This window comes from Luteibacter sp. TLI7-4A, from assembly GCF_056754745.1.
Window position 1 is genome coordinate 2,315,952 of the sequence record NZ_JBPGWO010000001.1, and the last position, 18,542, is coordinate 2,334,493.

Annotated in this window: 20 protein-coding genes; 5 read left to right on the forward strand and 15 right to left on the reverse strand. The window is 66.8% G+C overall.

Going from position 1 to position 18,542, the window contains the following annotated elements; genetic code table 11:
• Position 1 precedes the first annotated feature (1 nt).
• From flgK to ACR9Y6_RS10245, 11 genes are all read right to left on the reverse strand, one after another.
• Positions 2 to 1,876 carry a flagellar hook-associated protein FlgK gene (gene flgK, locus ACR9Y6_RS10195; RefSeq protein ID WP_481281173.1) on the reverse strand — a complete coding sequence of 625 codons (1,875 nt, stop codon included), beginning with the start codon at positions 1,874 to 1,876 and terminating at the stop codon, positions 2 to 4.
• A gap of 37 nt (positions 1,877 to 1,913) precedes the next feature.
• Entirely contained in the window at positions 1,914 to 2,915 is a 1,002-nt protein-coding gene (gene flgJ / locus ACR9Y6_RS10200) for a flagellar assembly peptidoglycan hydrolase FlgJ (RefSeq protein WP_481281174.1), read from the reverse strand.
• A complete protein-coding gene (locus ACR9Y6_RS10205; protein WP_481282716.1) occupies positions 2,915 to 4,015 on the reverse strand; it encodes a flagellar basal body P-ring protein FlgI in 1,101 nt (366 codons plus the stop codon). Before ACR9Y6_RS10205 ends, flgJ begins: the two co-directional genes overlap by 1 nt.
• A gap of 23 nt (positions 4,016 to 4,038) precedes the next feature.
• A complete protein-coding gene (gene flgH / locus ACR9Y6_RS10210; protein WP_481281175.1) occupies positions 4,039 to 4,719 on the reverse strand; it encodes a flagellar basal body L-ring protein FlgH in 681 nt (226 codons plus the stop codon).
• Positions 4,720 to 4,727: 8 nt separating this feature from the next.
• Positions 4,728 to 5,513, reverse strand: coding sequence for a flagellar basal-body rod protein FlgG (gene flgG, locus ACR9Y6_RS10215; RefSeq protein WP_481281176.1), 786 nt, complete (start codon positions 5,511 to 5,513; stop codon positions 4,728 to 4,730).
• A 62-nt stretch (positions 5,514 to 5,575) separates the two neighbouring features.
• Positions 5,576 to 6,316, reverse strand: coding sequence for a flagellar basal-body rod protein FlgF (gene flgF / locus ACR9Y6_RS10220; protein ID WP_481281177.1), 741 nt, complete (start codon positions 6,314 to 6,316; stop codon positions 5,576 to 5,578).
• Between the two features lie 34 nt (positions 6,317 to 6,350).
• Entirely contained in the window at positions 6,351 to 7,577 is a 1,227-nt protein-coding gene (gene flgE / locus ACR9Y6_RS10225; RefSeq protein WP_481281178.1) for a flagellar hook protein FlgE, read from the reverse strand.
• A 20-nt stretch (positions 7,578 to 7,597) separates the two neighbouring features.
• Positions 7,598 to 8,248: a flagellar hook assembly protein FlgD gene (locus tag ACR9Y6_RS10230; RefSeq protein ID WP_481281179.1), complete on the reverse strand. Its 651-nt coding sequence runs from the start codon at positions 8,246 to 8,248 to the stop codon at positions 7,598 to 7,600.
• Between the two features lie 8 nt (positions 8,249 to 8,256).
• Positions 8,257 to 8,670 carry a flagellar basal body rod protein FlgC gene (gene flgC, locus ACR9Y6_RS10235; protein WP_306851719.1) on the reverse strand — a complete coding sequence of 138 codons (414 nt, stop codon included), beginning with the start codon at positions 8,668 to 8,670 and terminating at the stop codon, positions 8,257 to 8,259.
• Positions 8,667 to 9,086, reverse strand: a complete 420-nt coding sequence (gene flgB, locus ACR9Y6_RS10240; protein ID WP_481281180.1) for a flagellar basal body rod protein FlgB — start codon at positions 9,084 to 9,086, stop codon at positions 8,667 to 8,669. The genes flgC and flgB overlap by 4 nt, the downstream gene beginning before the upstream one ends.
• 182 nt (positions 9,087 to 9,268) lie before the next feature.
• Positions 9,269 to 10,186, reverse strand: a complete 918-nt coding sequence (locus ACR9Y6_RS10245; RefSeq protein ID WP_481281181.1) for a chemotaxis protein — start codon at positions 10,184 to 10,186, stop codon at positions 9,269 to 9,271.
• Between the two features lie 157 nt (positions 10,187 to 10,343).
• On the opposite strand from ACR9Y6_RS10245, the gene ACR9Y6_RS10250 reads away from it, so the two are divergent.
• The 5 genes from ACR9Y6_RS10250 (at position 10,344) to ACR9Y6_RS10270 (ending at position 14,538) form a co-directional block, all read left to right on the forward strand.
• On the forward strand, positions 10,344 to 11,651 hold the full coding sequence (locus ACR9Y6_RS10250) for a methyl-accepting chemotaxis protein (RefSeq protein ID WP_481281182.1): 1,308 nt from the start codon (positions 10,344 to 10,346) through the stop codon (positions 11,649 to 11,651).
• On the forward strand, positions 11,648 to 12,349 hold the full coding sequence (gene flgA / locus ACR9Y6_RS10255; protein WP_481281183.1) for a flagellar basal body P-ring formation chaperone FlgA: 702 nt from the start codon (positions 11,648 to 11,650) through the stop codon (positions 12,347 to 12,349). The genes ACR9Y6_RS10250 and flgA overlap by 4 nt, the downstream gene beginning before the upstream one ends.
• A gap of 105 nt (positions 12,350 to 12,454) precedes the next feature.
• Positions 12,455 to 12,763: a flagellar biosynthesis anti-sigma factor FlgM gene (gene flgM / locus ACR9Y6_RS10260; protein WP_481281184.1), complete on the forward strand. Its 309-nt coding sequence runs from the start codon at positions 12,455 to 12,457 to the stop codon at positions 12,761 to 12,763.
• Complete coding sequence (locus tag ACR9Y6_RS10265) at positions 12,760 to 13,203, forward strand: flagella synthesis protein FlgN (protein ID WP_481281185.1); 444 nt, start codon at positions 12,760 to 12,762, stop codon at positions 13,201 to 13,203. The genes flgM and ACR9Y6_RS10265 overlap by 4 nt, the downstream gene beginning before the upstream one ends.
• 54 nt (positions 13,204 to 13,257) lie before the next feature.
• Positions 13,258 to 14,538: an EAL and HDOD domain-containing protein gene (locus tag ACR9Y6_RS10270; RefSeq protein ID WP_481281186.1), complete on the forward strand. Its 1,281-nt coding sequence runs from the start codon at positions 13,258 to 13,260 to the stop codon at positions 14,536 to 14,538.
• On the opposite strand, the gene ACR9Y6_RS10275 is transcribed toward ACR9Y6_RS10270, so the two are convergent.
• From ACR9Y6_RS10275 to ACR9Y6_RS10290, 4 genes are all read right to left on the reverse strand, one after another.
• Positions 14,493 to 15,563 (reverse strand): TMEM43 family protein, encoded by a 1,071-nt coding sequence (locus ACR9Y6_RS10275; protein WP_481281187.1) that lies wholly within the window; start codon positions 15,561 to 15,563, stop codon positions 14,493 to 14,495. The two genes, ACR9Y6_RS10270 and ACR9Y6_RS10275, sit on opposite strands and share 46 nt — an antisense overlap.
• A gap of 22 nt (positions 15,564 to 15,585) precedes the next feature.
• Positions 15,586 to 16,437 carry an MBL fold metallo-hydrolase gene (locus ACR9Y6_RS10280; protein ID WP_481281188.1) on the reverse strand — a complete coding sequence of 284 codons (852 nt, stop codon included), beginning with the start codon at positions 16,435 to 16,437 and terminating at the stop codon, positions 15,586 to 15,588.
• Positions 16,434 to 18,149, reverse strand: a complete 1,716-nt coding sequence (ggt, locus tag ACR9Y6_RS10285) for a gamma-glutamyltransferase (protein WP_481281189.1) — start codon at positions 18,147 to 18,149, stop codon at positions 16,434 to 16,436. Before ggt ends, ACR9Y6_RS10280 begins: the two co-directional genes overlap by 4 nt.
• Before the next feature lie 64 nt (positions 18,150 to 18,213).
• The gene (locus ACR9Y6_RS10290; protein WP_448096789.1) at positions 18,214 to 18,471 is read right to left on the reverse strand and encodes a YfhL family 4Fe-4S dicluster ferredoxin; all 258 of its coding nucleotides are present in this window, start codon (positions 18,469 to 18,471) and stop codon (positions 18,214 to 18,216) included.
• Between the last annotated feature and the right edge of the window lie 71 nt (positions 18,472 to 18,542).

The following is an 18,542-nucleotide window of genomic DNA, read 5'->3' on the forward strand; positions in this document are numbered from 1 at the left end:
GTCAGCCCCGCACGGCGGTCATAAGGGAGTCGAAGATGGTGTTCGCCGCGTTGATCACCTGGGCGGATGCCGCATAGGCCTGCTGAAACCGCAGGAGGTTGGCCGCCTCTTCGTCCATGTTCACTCCGGAAAGGCTCTGCTGCGATGCCATGGCCTGGTCGAGGATGCTCTGCTGGGCGTCGAGCGCGGTGTTCGCCTGCGCGCCCGCCGTGCCCACCTGGGCGATCAGCTGGCTATAGGACTTGCCCACCGTGGTGACGCCGTTGTCGAGGACGCCCTTGTTGGCGACGTTCGCGAGCGCAAGCGCATTGCCGTTGTCACCGCTGGCGGAACCCGCCGGCTTCACGGTGAACGTATCGTTAGCGGCAGGGACACCGGAAAGCTTGAGCGTCCACCCGTTGCCGGTGATGGTGTCTCCATCCGCATAGGTTTGCGGAGCCCCGCCATTGACGGTGTACGTGGTCGGTGAGGTGAAGACGATGTCGACCGGGGTGTTGAACGCCGGATCGGCGACATTGGTGACCGTGAGGGCGCCCAGGGTGGCCTTGCCGGTATTGCCGGAAGCCTTGGTCGCGGCCAACGGACCCGATGCGGCGATCTTGCTGGTATCGCTGATCGCCACGCTCATGGTGGACGCGGCGTTGCGCGTCGGCTGGATCTGGAAGCTGTCACCGGCCTGTGGCGTGCCGCTCGGCACCGAGATCGCGAGCCCGTCGATGAGGATGGGATCTCCCGCGGCACCCGTGCCCGTCGAAGGCACGGTGACACCGGCCGTCGTCGTCACCGACCAGCCGGTTCCGTTGTAACGCATGATGTAGTCGGCGCCGCCGAGCTTGCCCACGTCGGTCACGGTCGCCGTGACCTGGGCGTTGCCCGTATTGCCCGTGCTGTTGAACACCGCCGGATCGCCGATGGTGAAGAAGTCCCCGCCCGCGTCGCCGTTGAGGTCGATGCCCTGCGCGTGCTGCTTGTTGAACGCGTCGGTGAGGGCGATGGCCGAACGGCCGAGCTGGTTGCGCGCCGGATCGAGCACGTTCGTGCGGAAATCGAATGTCGCGCCGAGCGATCCCGAACCGAGTTGGCCACTGATGACGGAGCCGCCCGGCCCGACCACCTCCATGCGCGATGAATCGTAAGGGTTGGCGGCGGTGCTCAACTTGGTCGCATCGGTGCCGTTGACCAGGGGTTGGCCGTTGCCGACCGACACCGTGACCATGTGGTCGCTGCCCTGGGTGACGTTCACCCCCACCACCTGCGACAGCTGCGAGATCGCCTGGTCACGCGCGTCGAGCAGGTCGTTGGGCGCGGCGCCGCCCGCGTAGGCTTTCTGGATCTGTCCATTGAGGTCGGCGATGCTTCGCGCCAGGCTGTTGATGCTGTCGACCGAGTTGCTGATTTCCTGGTTGGTCTGCTGGTCGATCTGCTGGAACTGCGACGACAGCGAGCGGAACGTGGAAACCAGGGTGCTCGCCTTGCCGATCAAGGCCTGGCGACTCGCGGTGTCGACCGGAGCGTTGGCCAGGTCGCTCACCGCGCCGAAGAAGCCGTCGAGCGCGCTCTGCAGGTTGGCCGAGCCGCTGACCGCGTTGTTCACCGAAGCAGTGAGGCTGGCATATTGCGTGGCGCGGCTCTGGCCGGAATTCGCCGACCACACCGACTGGGTGAGGAACTGGCTATAGGCACGCTGGACGCTTACCGCATCGGCGCCCTGCCCCACGTAGTAGCCGCCGTTGTACTGCGGCGCACGCGCATTGAACGTGGTCGTCTGCCGGGTATAGCCCGCCGTGTTGACGTTGCTGATGTTGTGGCCGACGGTGGACAGGCCGACTTGCGATGCAAGCAGCCCGGAGACGCCGGTGGAGAGCAGGTCGGCCATCGCTGTTATTCCTTGTGGTCTTTCATGGGCCCGTGTCTTACAGGTCCGCGGCGATGTGCTTCAGCGCGTCGAGCGCCTGCTTCATCACCGGGCCGTTGGCGATATCGGTGAGCTTCTGCGCATAGCTCGGGTCGGTGGCGTAGCCGCCCTTGACGAGGGCATGCGCGAAGCCGGCCACGTCGTCGCCACGCCCCACGGCCGCCGCATAGCGCGGACTGTTGGCGACTAGGTCGGCATAGTCCTCGAACGAGTCGGCTGGCGAGTCGTAGGCGCGGAAGCTGTCTTTCCGGCGCACGGCCACGCCGTCCTCGTATTCGAGCGTCGGCACGTTCACCCGCTTGCCATCCCAGCTGCTGCCCGCCTTGATGCCGAACATGTTGAAACTGGTGGTGCCACCCTGGGCCGGGAGATGCTTGCCCCAGCCCGTTTCCAGGGCGGCTTGCGCCAGCAGCGCGCGCACGGAGACACCGAGCTTCTTCGCCGCCTCGATGGCGTGCGGCGCGAGCTTCTGCACGAAGTCCTCCGGACCGGAGATGGACAGCTTGCCGACCGCGCCCGCCACGGCGTTCGCTCCATCGCCCACGGCCTTCCCCGCACGGCCGAGCATGCGCTCCAGCGAATCCATGAGGCCGCTGTCCTGGTCGGAAGGCGACGAGACGGCGGCGGCGGTGCTGGCGTCGCCGGTGACGCCGGCAAACAGGTCGTTCGAGGACGCGTCCTTCACCTGGCTGCCGCCCAGCTGGCGGATGAGCATGTCGGCGATACCGATGCCCCTGCCCTGCGACAGCGTGAGCGACAACTGGTGATCGAACATGTCCCGATAGGCGTCGACCGCTTGCGAGCCCATGATGTCGTCACCCATCGCGGCACTGGCGTCACGCATGGACTTCAGCATCATCTGGGTGAAGATGGACTCGAACTGCCTGGCGACGGTCGGCAGGGCCGCCTTGGAATCCTTTTGCGCGGCCGACCGCAGTCCGGCGAACGCGGACATGTCCGTGTAAGTGCCGAGCCTCTGGGTGTCGACGGCGGCGGCCATCAGATCACCACCAGTTCCGCGTGCAACGCGCCGGACTGTTTCAGCGCCTGCAGGATCGAAATGAGGTCACTCGGCGACGCACCCACCTGGTTCACGGCACGCACGATGGCATCCAGGCTGGTGCCCGGGCCGAACTTGAACATGTGACCGCCTTCCTCGCTCACCGCCACCTGGCTGCTGGGTACCACGGCGGTCTGGCCACGACTGAAAGCGCCGGGCTGGCTGACCTGCGGTTGCTCGCTGATGGTGACCTGGATGGAACCGTGCGCGACCGCGGCGGCGCCCACCTTCACGTCGGAACCGATCACGACCGTGCCGGTACGCGAGTTGACGATGATCCGCGCCGGAGCGTCGCCCGGGGTCACTTCCAGGGCCTGGATGGTGGACAGCCACGACACGCGCTGCGAGGGGTCCAGCGGCGCGCGCACGGCGACCGAAGCCGAATCGATGGCGTTGGCCGTACCCGCGCCGAAGCTCTGGTTCACCGCCTGGGCGATGCGGGAGGCGGTCGTGAAGTCGGCCGTGTTGAGGTTGAGCATGAGGTCGCCGCCCTTGTCGAAGGACGAGGCGACGCTGCGCTCGATACTCGCGCCACCGGGAATACGGCCGCTGGCGGAGATGTTCACCTGCACGCTGGAGCCACTCTTGCCCTGGGCACTGACGCCGCCCACGACGACGCTGCCCTGGGCGATGGCATACACCTGGCCGTCCGCGCCTTTCAGCGGTGACATCAGCAGTTCGCCGCCGCGAATGCTCTTGGCGTTGCCGATCGAGGCCACCGTCACGTCGATGCGCTGGCCGGGCTTGGCGAACGGCGGCAGTTCGGCCGTGATCGTCACGGCCGCGGCGTTCTTCAGCTGCGGACGGACGTTGGAAGGCACGTTGACGCCGAACTGCTGCAGCATGTTCTCCAGGCTCTGCGTCGTGAACGGTGCCTGGCTGGTCTGGTCGCCACTGCCGTCGAGGCCGACGACGAGCCCATAACCGATCAACTGGTTGCTGCGCACGCCGCCCACCTGCACGAGGTCGCGGATGCGATCGGCCTGCACGGGCAGCACGATGCCCAGGGCCAGCACGGCGGCGGCGCTGCGAAGGAGCATGCGGAGGCGATGCGCGGTCTTCATCAGAACGGCATCCACTTCGAATCGAAGAAGCGCGACAGCCACCCACGCGTGTTCGCATCGGCCAGCGTGCCCTTGCCCACGTACTCGATGCGTGCGTCGGCCACGCGGCTGGAGGCGACGATGTTGTCGTTGCCGATGTCCTGCGGACGCACGATGCCGGAGATACGCACCAGTTCCTCGCCCTGGTTGATCGTCAGCCACTTCTCGCCACGAACCACCAACGCGCCGTTGGAAAGACGCTGCGCCACGGTGACGGTGATCTCGCCGGTTAGCTGGTTGCTCTGCTCGCTGGAGCCGTCGCCGGCGAACGCGTTGCTGCTGGAGAGGGAGCTGTCGGCGGCCTTGCCACCGATCCGCAGGCCCTGGCCGAGCAGGGTCGGCGACGAGATGGTGTTGCCGTTCTTCTTGTTCGTGCTGGTCGCGGCCTTCTTGCTGGCCTGCGTGGACTCGACCAGGGTGATGGTCAGGATGTCGCCGATGCGATGCGCACGCGGGTCGGCGAACAGTTCCATCGACTGCTGGTCGGCGTAGATGGAACCCGTGGCCTGCGGCTGCGCCGCCGGCTCGACGGGAAGCGTCGCCGTGTACATCGGCTTGGGCGTGGGCGGGACGATGGCGCAGCCGCCGAGCATTGCGAGCGGCACGGTGGCGACGAGAAGGCGGACGAGGGAACGGTTCATGACGTTTCTCAGGTCTTGTTGGAGATGAACTGGAGCATCTGGTCCGCCGCGGAGATCGCCTTCGAGTTCATCTCGTAGGCGCGCTGCGTCTCGATCATGTTCACCATTTCCTCGACCACGTTGACGTTCGAGGTTTCCAGGGAGTTCTGTTCGATGGTGCCGAGGCCGTTGAGGCCTGCCGTACCCGTCTGCGGCGCGCCGCTGGCGGCCGTCTCCAGGTAGAGGTTGTCGCCACGCGGTTCGAGGCCCGCCGGATTGACGAAATCGGCGAGCTGGATCGTGCCGATCTGCTGCGACGTGGCGTTGGCGGCCGTGGTCACGCTGACCGTGCCGTCCGTGCCGATGCTGATGGTCTTCGCATTCGCGGGAATGGTGATCGCAGGCTCCAGCGGGTAGCCGTCGTTGGTGACGATCTGGCCGTCCTGGTCCTGCTTGAGCGCACCGTCCCGCGTATAGCCGACGGTGCCGTCGGGCAGGGTCACCTGCAGGAAGCCACGGCCTTCGATGCGCATGTCCAGTGGATTGTCCGACTGCTGCACGCCGCCCTGCTCGAACATCTTCTGCGTGCCGACCACGCGCACGCCCGTGCCGAGCATGAAGCCGGTGGGGGACTGGGTCTGTTCGGTCGTCTGCGCACCGGCCTGGCCGCGGTTCTGGTAGGACAGGTCCTCGAACTCGGCACGCGAACGCTTGAACGCGGTCGTGTTGGTGTTGGCCAGGTTGTTCGATACGACATCCATGCGCGTCTGCTGCGCATCGAGGCCGGTCTTGGCGATCCAGAGGGACGTGAACATCGTTGACTCCTGCGCGCGGGCGCTTTACATGCCGGCGACGGTTTTGCGTCGCCCGGCGGTGGTTACCCCACCTGTAGCAATTTCGATGCCGACTGGGCGTTGTCGTCGGCGGTCTTGATCGAGCGGACCTGCATTTCGAACTCGCGGGACAGCGAGATCATCTTCACCAGCACGCCGGAAGGATTGACGTTGCTGGATTCCAGCGCGCCGGCATCGACACGCACGTTGGCATCGGCAGGCGCCTGGGTGCCGTCCTTCATGTGCATGAGGCCATCGCTGGCGTACGCCAACTGGTCGTTGCCCGGGTTGACCAGCTTGATCCGGTCGGTGGTGGCGACGGTGGCCGGGGTTTCGCCGAGGGGCACGACCGAAATCGTGCCGTCGGAGCCGATCTTCACACTGGAAGCCTGCGGGATCGTGATCGGGCCACCACCACCAAGCACGGCGTTGCCACGCATGTCCGTCAACAAACCGTCGGCATCGATGCGCAGGTTCCCCGCACGGGTGTAGCCTTCCGTGCCGTCCGGCGTCTGCACCGCGATCCAGCCGTCGCCCCGCACCGCGATGTCGAGGTCGTTGCCCGTCTGCATCTGGTTGCCCGCGGTCATGTCCCAACCGGTGCCCTGGGCCACGCCGTTGACGCGGGTCTGCAGGCCGTCGCCCTGCACGGGCAGGCTCTGGAAGGCCGACAGCTCCGCCTTGAATCCAGCGGTGTTGGCGTTCGCGAGGTTGTGTGCCACCTCGGCCTGCGCACGCATGATCTGCGTGGCGCCGGTCATCGCGACATATACGGAGCGGTCCATGGTGGTCCTCGGAAGCCGTCGGGCGCGGGCGCGCTTAGTTGCGGATGTTGATGATGGTCTGGGTCAGCTTGTCGTCGGTCGAGATCACCTGCGCGTTCGCCTGGTAGTTGCGCTGCGCCTTGATCATGTTGACCAGCTGGGCGGTCAGGTCGGCGGTGTTCGACGATTCGAGCGAACCGGCCTGTATCGTGCCGACATCGCCGGAGTTGGCGACGCCACGGATCGGCTGGCCCGATTCCGACGACGGCACCCAGTTGGTGTCGTTGAGCTGGCGAAGGCCCTGGTTGTTCGCGAAGGTGGCGATCGCCAGCTGGCCCAGCGGCGTGGACACGCCATTGGAATAGATGGCCGAGACGGTGCCGTCCTTCGCCACGTCGATCTTGGAGAACGTGCCGGCCGCGTAACCGTCGTTGAGCACGGCCGTGGTGGCGAAGGTATTGCCGAACTGCGTGACCTTGTTCATGTCGATGGTCAGGTCCATCGGCGCGGCGCCCGGGTTCGGCGATACCGCGCCGAAGTTCAGCTTGCCGCCGTTGGTCGGCACCAGCGCGCCGCCCGAATTGAAGGCCATCTGCTGCGGGGTGCCGACCTGCGTGCCGTCCACCGTCATGCTCACGTTCCACGTGTTCGCGGCGGTCGCGTCCTTCACGTAGTACAGGTTGACCGTGTGCGAGGCGCCGAGCGAATCGTAGGCCTGGAAGGTCGACAGGTTGTTGTAGGTCTGGTCGTTCGTCGGATCGAACGCGCCGCCGGTCGGCGCCGTGGCGTTGGACGGCAGGTTCGCCGTGAGGCCGATGGCGGAGCTGGCCTTGGCCGGGCTGGAGCCGTTGGTGATCTTGAGGTCGGTGAGGCTGCTGATGTCGAAGCCGCCCGCGGCGGTCGGCGGGTAGGCCTGCACGAACTGGCCCGTGGCGTTGACGATGTTGCCGTTCTCGTCGGGATGGAAGTTGCCTGCGCGCGAGTACGAATAACCCGCGCCGTCACGGAGCGTGAAGAAACCCGCGCCGCTGAGGGCGAAATCGTAGGAGTTGCCGGTCTGGGTGACGTTGCCGTCGCCGAACTGCTGGGCGATGTTGGTCAGGCGCACGCCGCTGCCGGCGGCCGTGGCCGAGAGGTTCTCGCCAGCGACGGAATAGACCTGCGAAAACTCGGCGCGCGAGCCCTTGAAGCCGACCGTGTTCACGTTGGCGATGTTGTTGGCGGTGACTTCCAGGTCGGAAGACGCCGCGTTGATGCCGCTGAGGGCGATGTCGAAAGGCATGGTGGGTTTCCTCGCTGGAATTACAGGATTTGTGCGATCTGGCTGAGCAGGGCACCGCCGTAGCCGGCCACCTGCACGTAGGTTCCGTCGGTACCCGAGGCGCCGACGCCTTCCACCTTGCCGCGAACGAAGGTATCGATCGCGGTCCCGCCGGAAGTAGCGGATATCTTGTAGACGCCATCGGCGAGCTGCGTGCCGTCGTCGGACTTGCCGTCCCAGGTGAACGGGACGAGGCCGGCGTCGGGCTGGCCCAGCGATATCGTGCGGACGACGTTCCCGGCCGAATCCTTGACCTGCACGTTCACGTAGGTACCCGACGTACCGACATTGACGGCACCGCCGAACGTGCCGTCGGTGAGCTTGCCGGCCGTGGACGGCACCAGCACCTCCTGGCCCACCAGGGCCGCGGCACGCACGAACTGGTCGCCGCTGAGGTTCGTGGCCAGCGAGTCGAACGACTGCTGAAGTTCCTGCGTGGCGGCCACCTGGGAGAACTGCGCCATCTGGGCCACCATCTGGGTGGAGTCCATGGGCTTGGTCGGGTCCTGGTTGGTCATCTGGGTGACCATCAGCTTGAGGAAATCCGACTGGCTCAGCGTCTGCTGCTGAAGCTGGCCCGAGGAAGACTGGGTGGTGGGCGTTGAGCTGCCGTTGACGGTATCGACTGCCATGGGAATCCTTACTTGCCGAGGTCCAGCGTCTTCTGCATGAGCTGCTTGGCGCTGTTCATGACTTCGACGTTGTTCTGGTAGGAGCGCGACGCGGAGATCATGTTGACCAGCTCGTCGACCGGATTGACGTTGCTCGAATACACATAGCCATTGGCATCGGCGAGCGGGTTGGACGGCTCGAAGCGCGACTGCACCGGCGCCTGGCTTTCGGTGACGCCGAGCGTGCGCACGCCTTCGTTTTCCATTTGCCCGTTCACCTGGCGCTGCACCGCCGAGAACAACGGCTGCTTCGCCCGGTAGGCTCCGGCTTCGCTGCTGGCGAGGCTGTCCGCGTTGGCCATGTTGCTGGCCGTGGTGTTGAGACGCGCCGATTGCGCGGCCATGCCGGAACCGGCGACGTCGAAGATCTTGAGCAGGCTCATGAACTGGACCCTGTGATGGCGAGGCGCATGGTGTGGATCTGCCCGTTGATGAAGCCGAGCGACGCCTGGTAGTGGATGGCGTTGGCGGCGAACTGCGCCTGCTCCACCTGGGTATCGACGGTGTTGCCGTCCATCGTCGGCTGGGTCTCGACGCGGTAGGCGAGCTTCTGCGCATCGGCGAGGGCCATGGCGGGATTGCCGCCGATGTGTCCTGCCTCCGTGGCGGTCATCTGCAGGGTGTTGCCGTCGACGGCGCCGGTGGCGGCGGCCATCACCTTGCGAAAATCGAGATCGCGGGCGAGAAAGCCCGGGGTATCGGCGTTGGCGAGGTTCGAGGAAATCACCTCGGCACGGCTCTGCCACAGGCCAAGGGCCTGGGCGTGAACGCCGAACAGCGCATCGGGTTTGTCGATCATGGGCTCTGCCCTCTCGTGACCTTGGCCCGAGGGGTTGAGCAATTCGCGTGCCACGCGAGGAAGGTGCGGGTGAAACGGCGTCGTGGCGCCGTTTTCAACGATGGGTGGCCGGGTCCGCGCGGTGCCGTGTCGGAATTCCGGCGCCTGCCTGCGTCACATCGCTGACAGGGCGCCGGCCGCCATCAGGCCGGCAACAACTCGAGCACGGCGGTAGCCAGCACGTCGGGCTGGAACTTCGCGATGAAGCGATCGGCGCCGACCCGTTCCACCATCGCCTCGTTGAACACGCCGCTCAGGGAACTGTGCAGCAGGATCTTGAGGTGACGCAGCTGGGTGTCCTCGCGGATGGCGCGGGTGAGTGCGTACCCGTCCATCGCCGGCATCTCGATGTCGGACACCACCAGGGCGATCCGCTCGGCGGCCGGCCCCATCGCCAGGCTGCGCAGCATGTCGAGCCCTTCGCTGCCATCCTTGGCCACCACGCACTCCAGGTCCATCTTGCGGAAGAGTTCGACCAGTTGTGTCCGGGCGACGAGGGAGTCGTCCACCACCAGCACGCGGCGATTCGACGCCTGCTGCACATGGGCGGCCTGCTGCACGCGTTCGGACAATTCCGCCACGCGTGGATCGACGCTGGCCAACACCTGCTCGACGTCGACCACCGCCATCAGGTTGCCGTCCAACCGGGTCACCGCGTTCACACGTGGGCCGTAGCCCAACGCGGCGGGCGGCGCCGCCAGGTTGCCGCCGTCCACGTGGACGATGCGGTCCACGTCGGAGACAAGGAAACCCTGCACCGACCGGTTGAACTCGGTCACGATCAGATGCGCTCCGTCCTCCGCGGCGAGCGATGGGTAGCCCATGGCCGCGGCGAGATCGACCACCGGGATGGTGCTGCCGCGGTAGTCGAAGCTGCCCGCGACGAGCTCGTGCATGCTGGGCATCCGCTCCAGCCGTGGCCGGCGCAGCACCTCGCGCACCTTGAACACGTTGATGCCGAAGGCCTGGCCGTCGCCCAGCCGGAACAGCAGCATCGCCACGCGGTTATGGCCCGCGAGGCGGGTGAAGGTTTCCACGGTATCGAGGAGCGGTCGGGCCATGGGTACGCATGCGTCTACGGAAGATGTCGCGAAACGTATCGGCCGGGGGCGGGCGAGCTTGAGGCGCGCCTCATGGCACGACGATTGCTTGGCTCAAGAAGCCGGCCTTCCTACCGATGTAGTGAGGCGACCACCCGAACAAAGCGAAAGCGAAATCATGACCCTCCTCTGGAGCCAGCACGTCCGCCTCCTAGCCCACGCCGCCGCCAGCGGTGACGCCGCGCGCGTGCGGGCGCTCGCCGCCCAGTATCCGGCGGCCGCGAGCGCGCTGGGTGCCCTGCTCAAGCCCGCCGAGCCACGTACCGCGGCGGCGACGACCATCCAGGCGATCGAGCAACAGGGCATGGTGTTGACCAACGCCCAGGCGCTGGGCACGACCCTTCAGGAACTCGGCACCGCCGTCGAAGGCGCGCGCGATACCGCCGGTCGATTGACGGAGGCCAGCGCCAGGATTTCGACGGCGATCGACCAGGCCCATGCCGGCGTCGCCGGGATGGCCGATGCCGGCAACCAGGGACAAACCACGTCGGCCGAACTCGACGGCCAACTGCGCCTGCTGCGTAGCGCCTTGTCGGGGATGAGCCGCAACCATGCCCAGTTCGCCGATTATTTCACCGCCATCCGCAAGCTCACGGCCGCGGTGCAGGACATCGCCCATCAGACCAATCTCGTCGCGTTGAACGCCGCGATCGAGGCGGCTCGTGCCGGTGAAGCCGGTCGTGGCTTCGCGGTGGTGGCCGACGAAGTGAAGCAACTGGCGGAAAAAACCACGCAGGCGACCGCCGAGATCGACCAGGTCACCCAGGCGGTGGGCGAATTCTCCGGGCATCTCGACGAGGCCGTGCAGACCAGCCTGCGCCGCCTCGACCAGTCCCAGTCCGGCATCGCCGGCATGCAGGCCTCGCTCGGACGCGTCGACGACGCCGTGCGCGGGGCGCGCGGCAGCCTCGAGGCCGCACGCGAAGGCATGGGTGCGCTGCAAGGCCGCATCGCCGCGATCCAGGCCACGCAAGGCTCGCTCGGCCGTATCGGCAACGACGCGCGGCGCCAGGCCGACGCGGCCGCACGCGCCGCCGTCCTCGCCCATCGCCTGAGCCTCGCGAAGCTGGAAACCGAGGGCAACCTCGATGCCGCCAGCCTCAGCCAGATGATCCGCGAAGCCAGCCAGGGCTTGCGCTATGCCCTCGAACTCGCGTCGCGCGACCCGTCCAGCCTCGACCGCCGCTGGCTCGACACCACGCCGATGATGCGTTGCATCGACCAGTTCCGCGCGCGCCGGCCCGACGATGCCGCCGATGCCATCCGCACCGCCGGCGAGCGTTTCTCCGTCCTCGCTTCGCAGTACGCCATCACCCTGGGCGAAGGCCGCCACGCCGATGCCGGACACATGCTGCCGGGCCTCGTGAAGGAGCTGGACGCCATCGCCCAGGGCCTTTCCACGTCGCTGGCGGAACGCGCCGCGTGATCCATCGCGTCCTCGCCACCGGCCTCGCCTTCGCCGCGCTCGTCGTCCTTCCCCCGTCCGCGGAAGCGGGCCAATCGCTGGACGCGATACGCGGCACCGCCGTCGATTGGCTGCAACAGCATCGCAACCTGCCCGGCGCCCGCATGATCGCCGAGGCCGGCACCCTGGACAGCCGGCTGCGCCTGGCCGAATGCACCGCACCGCTGGACGCGTCGCTGCCCGGCAATCGCCCCCTCGGCGCCCGGGTCAGCGTGACGGTCCGTTGCCCCGTTCCTGGCGGCTGGACGGTGCGCGTGCCCGTGCGGGTGAAAATGCTCACCAACGTGCTGGTCACCAGCAGGCCGCTCGCCCGCGGTGACGGCATCGGTGCCGGCGACGTCCATGCCGAAGAACGCGACGTCGCCACGCTCGCCTACGGTTACGTGGCCGACCTCGAGCAGATCGGTGGCCGTTCGCTGGCCCGGCCGCTCGGCGCGGGCACCGTGCTCACCCCCGGCATGCTCGCCGGCCGCCAGGCCGTGCGCATCGGAGACGCCGTCAGCATGGAAGCCAGCGTCGATGGCGTGACGATCCACGCCGAGGGCGTGGCCATGGGTGCCGGCGATACCGGCGCGCGGCTCAAGGTCCGCAACGCCTCGTCGGGCAAGGTGCTCGATGCGATCGTGAGCGGCCCCGGCACGGTCGCGGTCCTGCCGTGAACGAAATCCGAACCAGGTCACACTTCACGGCCCGGGGCCGGCTAAAGTTCGCCCGCCGACCGCCGATAAAGGTCTGACGGAAAAAATGATCCGAGGGATACACCCATGACGACGACCATCAAACCCGGCCTCCAGGCCCCGCAGCCGCAGGTGCAGCTCCGCACCCAGAACCCGGCCGCCGGTTCCGCCGGTTCGACCCAGGGCACCGGTTCGGTGCGCCCGAGCGACGACAGCGTCAAGATCACGGATTCGGCCAAGGCGCTCGACGCCGCGAGCCGCGGGGACGACATCGACACGAAGCGCGTGGACGAGATCCGCTCCCGCCTCGCCGATGGCACCTACAAGCCCGACGCCCAGGCCATCGCCAGCAAGTTCCTCGCGCTGGAAGGCCAGATGGATGGTGGCAAGGCATGACCGGCCCGCTCGGCCCCGACTTCGATGCCGCGCTCGTCGCGGTCATGGGCGACCTCGCCCGTGAGGTCGACACCCTGCATGCCAGCCTGGTCGAAGAGCGCATGGCGCTTGGCCAGGCGGATCCGCAGGCGCTGGAAGCCGCCGGCCGGGCGAAAGGCAAGCTGCTCGACCGGATCGAGAAACTCGACGTGGAGCGTCGCCAGCTGGGCGATGCGGCCGGCATCGACAGCCTCCTCGACCCGCGTTGGCTGCACACCCTCGAGCGCCTGGGCGAATGCAGGCGGCTCAATGAAGTGAACGGCCGTATCGTCGCCCAGCGAATGGGCCACGTCCGCCAGGCACTCGCCCTGATCTCCGGCGAATCGCCGGTCGGCTCGACCTACGGTCGCAACGGCGTGGCGAAAGTGAATCTTCGTTCCGCGACCCTTGCACAGGTTTGACCGGAACGAAGCAGCGACACTCAAGGCTCACCCAGACGGCGCAAGAAGGAAGCAATGGCAGCACATCCCCAGCCGGCAGCGGTGAACGACGACGGTATCCTCCCCATCGTCCGTGTGCCCATCCTGGACAAGAAGCAGTCCCTGTTCGCTTATGAACTGCTCTTCCCCCGGCCGATCGGCAGCGATATCGACGCCGCCTCGCTCGCCCATACACAAGCGACGCTCAGCGCGATCGCCGACGGCAGCCTGAAGCGCCTCGTTCGCGACAACCGCGCGTTCCTGCACATGTCGCGCGACCTGCTGTTGCAGCACGCCGATATCCTGCGCCACAACGCGCGGCTCGGTGCCAGCATCAGCGCCGATGTCGGCACCGACGAACAACTCCTGGTGAAACTCCGCGAACTGAAAGGCCATGGCTGCCTCTTCATGCTCGAGGATTTCAACCTGCCCGCCGATCCGGAACACCGGGCCGGCGTCGATGCCTTGCTGCGCATCGTACAATTCGCGAAGGTGGCGGTGGACCATCGTCACCCCGTGGCCGCCCGCGCGCACATGGACTACGTGCACGCGTTCGGCGTGAAGGTGATCGTCACCGGCGTCGATACGCACGAAACCTTCGTCGACTACGCCGACCAGGACGTCGACGGTTTCCAGGGCAAGTACCTGCTCCGCCCGGAACGCGTCGACATGCCACGGCTCAGCCCGAGCAAGCTCGGCGTGCTTCGCCTCATGGGTGCGTTGCAAGATCCCGAGAACGGCCCCGTCGAACTCGGCAAGATCATCCGCGACGACGCCATCCTCAGCTACAAGCTGCTGGGTTGCGTGAACTCCGCGTACTTCGCCCTGCCCCGCCAGCTGAAGTCGGTGGAACAGGCGGCGGTGTTCTTCGGCGTCAACCGCATGCGCAACTGGATCTTCACCATGGCCGTATCGGGCATGGACGAGCGTCCGCCGGAATTGCTCCGCCTTGCCCTGATCCGCGCGCACATGTGCGAGAAGCTCGCGCGAGCCATCAAGCCCGAACTGCAGGAAATGGCCTTCACGGCCGGCTTGTTCTCATTGCTGGACACGCTCATGAACGTGTCCATGGCCTACGTGCTCGAACACCTGCCGCTGGCGATCGAGATCCGCGAGGCCCTGCTCGAAGGAACCGGCCCGTTCGCCCCGATCCTCGACCAGATTCGCCATTGGGAACAGGGCGAACTGGAAAGCGACACGGCGCTACGCGAGCAACACGTGCATACGATGGCGGCGATGTACGTGGAGGCGGCGAACTGGGCCGACCACGTCTACTCCTTCGCCGATGGCACGGCGGCCGTCGAAGCCGAGGCCTGAACCCGCCAGATCGCGAGCCCCGCGCCCAGCACGGCCACCAGCAACCAGACGCTGGCCGTCATCGCGTCGCCAGCCAGCCACATGACGCCGGCGACGGCGGATACCACCACCGCACCGATGCCGATGGCGAACAGCACGTCGTTACGTAGACGGCTGGTGCAAGCGAGCAGCAGCGAGCCGAGTATCGCCAGCACGAAAGAACCCCCGCGCGCGAGCATGACGGCGCCCGGCGGTTCGGGCAGCGCGGGCAGTACGTCGAGCAGGCTGCGCTCGCCCACCTGTACGTCGAAGCCATCGTCGCCATCGCGGCTGGCGGCCGGCACCAACTTATCGCCGTCGATGCGGGCCAGCACGGTCATGGGTTGCAAAGGCACCGCTTCCCAGCTGACGCGCAGATCGCCCAGGCGGGGATTGGCCGGCTTGGCGCTCGTGACCAACGCATCGCCGGCGCGCTGGAAGGTGGCGGCGAGGTTCGGCGGCAGCTTCTTCTCGTCCGGCGGAACGGTCACGCGTCCCGGGAACGCACGCAGGATCGTTTCGGACAGCTTGAAGTTACCCAGCTTCACCTCGCCCGCTTCGAATTGCCTGCCCTGTATCGGAAAGGCGCCCGGATTCACGTGCCCGGCTGGCTTGGCGAAATTCGTGGCGTCGACCGGGCGGTCCACCCAGTCGAGTTCGTAGTGGGAGGCGCCACCCACGGTGATCTCGCGCCACTGGAACATCTCCACGTGGCGGATGAGGATCGGCGATTCCGCGCGGATGTCGAATTCCGGGTCGCGTGGTGCTTCGACGATCAATGGCATGCCGCTGACACGGGTGAGCGCACCGTATTGCCCGGACGCCGGACGCCCCTCCGCGCCGAGGTCGAGCACCGGCGAGCCGTGCCGGGCCAGCGCGGCGGTGTAATCCATCACGCGGCGTTCGTTCCACGCGACGAGGCCCAGGCCGGCCAGCAGCAACACGGCGCCGGCCAGCCGGGTCCCCAAGGCCATCCCCGTCTGGTTCATCCCGTAATTCGATGACATCCTGCCCCCATCCCCTGCTCGCCTAGACATCGAGCCCGGCCAGTCGCCCAAGCGTATCGGCCGCCCTGTAGCGGCCCTTATCGTCTTTCTCCACCTTCGCCAGCGCGCAGTCGTGATCGTGCGTGAAGAACAGCTTCACGCCACGCGCGATCTTGTCGTCGAGGAAGGCCTTTTTCTCGTCGATGAGCTTCTCTGGCCAGCGGTCGTATCCCATCGTCACCGGTAGGTGCACCCAGGCGCGCCCGGGAATGAGGTCGGCGCAGAACGCCACGCCACCCACTTCGGCAAGCATCAGCCCCGGCGTGTGTCCTTCGGAGAATTCGAAGCGCACGGACTCGCCCAGCGAAGATGGCTTGCCCTCTTCCACCCGTTCCAGCCGGCCGCTCTCTTCCAGCAACCGGACGATGTCCGGAACGAAAGAGGCGCGATCGCGCGGATGCGGGTCCCTGGCGCGTTCCCAATGCGCCGCCCCGACGAGGAAGCGCGCGTTCGGGAACAGCAGCCGTGCCGGTTCGCCTTCCGCCCATGGGGCGAGCAAGCCGCCGGCGTGGTCGAAATGCAGGTGCGAAAGCACCACCGCGTCGATGTCTTCATGGCCCAGGCCCGCCTCGGCGAGCGAGTCGAGCAGCACGTGCCTCTCCTCCACCACGCCGTAGCGCTCGCGCATCGCAGGCTCGAAGAACGCGCCGATACCCGTCTCGAAGAGCACGTTGCGGCCGTCCAGCCCGGTGACGAGCAGGCAACGACAGGCCAGCGGAATCCGGTTCTGTTCGTCCGGCTCGATCCAGCGCGCCCACATGGCGCGCGGCGCATTGCCGAACATGGCGCCGCCGTCGAGCTTTTGCGAATTGCCGATCAGTGACCAGAGCTTCATGGGACGGATTTTACCGCACCGACCTTGCCCAGGCCCGATGGACGGCGCGGATCGGTGGCGGCATCCAGCGTGTTGGTCCGGTGATCCCAGGTGACCACGTTCATGAAACCCCACGGCGACCGGTTCCTCAATACGTGGCCCATGTCCGTGAGCGCCTTGGCCGTGGCCTCGTCGAACGCCCCCGCTTCCACGTCCACGCGATCGGGCAGGTATTGATGGTGGTAGCGCTTCTGCGCCGTGATCTGGGAAGCGCTCTTGCCGTCGATGAAGGCAAGGATACCTTCGAGCACCTGCGTGATGATGGTCGAGCCACCCGGTGAGCCGATCACCGCGGTGCGATCGGCACCGAAGACGAAGCTGGGCGACATCGACGAAAGCATGCGCTTGCCCGGCTCCGGAGCGTTGGCCAGGGCGCCGCGCAGGCCGAAGGCATTGGGCTGGCCCGGGACCAGGGCGAAGTCGTCCATTTCGTCGTTGAGCACGACGCCCGTGCCCTCGGCGACGAAGCCCGAGCCGAATTCCAGGTTCACCGTGAGCGTGGACGCCACCATGTTGCCGTCGGCGTCGATCACGGAAAAATGCGTGGTGTGCATGCCCGGGTCGGCCGACATGGCCGTAGGCAGCAAATCGGACGGCGTCGCCTTGTCCGGCGAGATGGTCGCGCGCAGGCCGTCCGCGTAGTACTTCGACAGCAGCATGTCGAGCGGCATCTTCACGAAGTCCGGGTCGCCGAGGTATTCGTTGTGATCGCGGAAGGCCCGTCGCATCGCCTCGATGGTCAGGTGCGTGGCGTGGGCCACGTCGAGCTTGCCGAGGTCGAAACCGGCGAGGATGTTGAGCACTTCGGCAATCGCCACGCCACCCGACGATGGCGGCGGCGCGGTGACGATGCGATAGCCCTTGTAGTCGACGCTCAGCGGCTCGCGCTCCTTAACGCGGTAGGCCTCCAGGTCGGCGGCCGTCCAGTTGCCACCGGCACCGCGCGAGGCGGAGACCAGCAGCTTCGCGGTCTCGCCTTTGTAGAAACCGTCGGCGCCCTTGGCGGCAAGGCGTTCCAGCGTCTTCGCGAGGTCGGGCTGGCGCAAGGTCCAGCCCTGCGCGGGCACCTTGCCATCAGGCAGGTAGATCGCCGCCGATGCGGGGTAGCGCGCCAGGACGTCCTTGCGGTCTTCGATGGTTCCGATGAAACGCGCGTCGGGCTGGAAGCCCTCCTTCGCGATCCGGATCGCCGGGGCCAGCGAGGCGGACAAGGGCAGCTTGCCGTAATGCCCGGCCATCCAGGCCAGGCCCGCGGGCTCACCCGGAATGCCCGCCGACAGCGGACCGTTGGTCGACACGTCGCGGTTCGGTTTGCCGTCCGTGCCGACGTAGGCCTTCATGTCCACGGCCTTCGGCGCCGTTTCGCGGGCATCGATGAAAACGTCGCGCCCATCGGACGCCTTGTGCAGCAGGGCCATGAAACCACCGCCGATGCCGGAACTCTGCTGCTCCACCACGGCCAGTGTCGACGACACCGCGACGGCCGCGTCGAACGCGTTGCCGCCCTTGGCGAGTACTTCGAATCCGGCATTCGTGGCCAGGAAATTGGCGCTGGCGATCGCGGCCTGCCCGGGACCCCGTGATGCGGGAGCATCCTTGGCGGCAGCGTGGCCGGCACCGACGACGAGGAACAGGCTCGTGGCAAGTACGCGCCACGACGGAGCATGGACCATGGGGAATTCTCTCCGGGAGGGATATCGCTATCCCTGAGATTAACCCATGACGCCCGTGAAGCGTTTACGAAGCGGCCTTCGCCATCAGGTGTTCGTACTTGAGCATGAGTTGTTCGCGCGTTTCCACATGGTCGGGATCGTGCGGGATGCACTCCACCGGGCACACCTCGACGCATTGCGGATTGTCGAAGTGGCCGACGCACTCGGTGCACAGGTTCGGATCGATCACGTAGTACTGCTCGCCCAGCGAGATGGCCTTGTTCGGGCACACGGGCTCGCAGACGTCGCAGTTGACGCAGGTATCGAGGATAAGCAGGGACATTTCCGCATTTTACCCTACCTGCGTCCGCCCGGCCGCGATGGAAGCCCACCTGGCTGGAAAGCCCGCCTGGC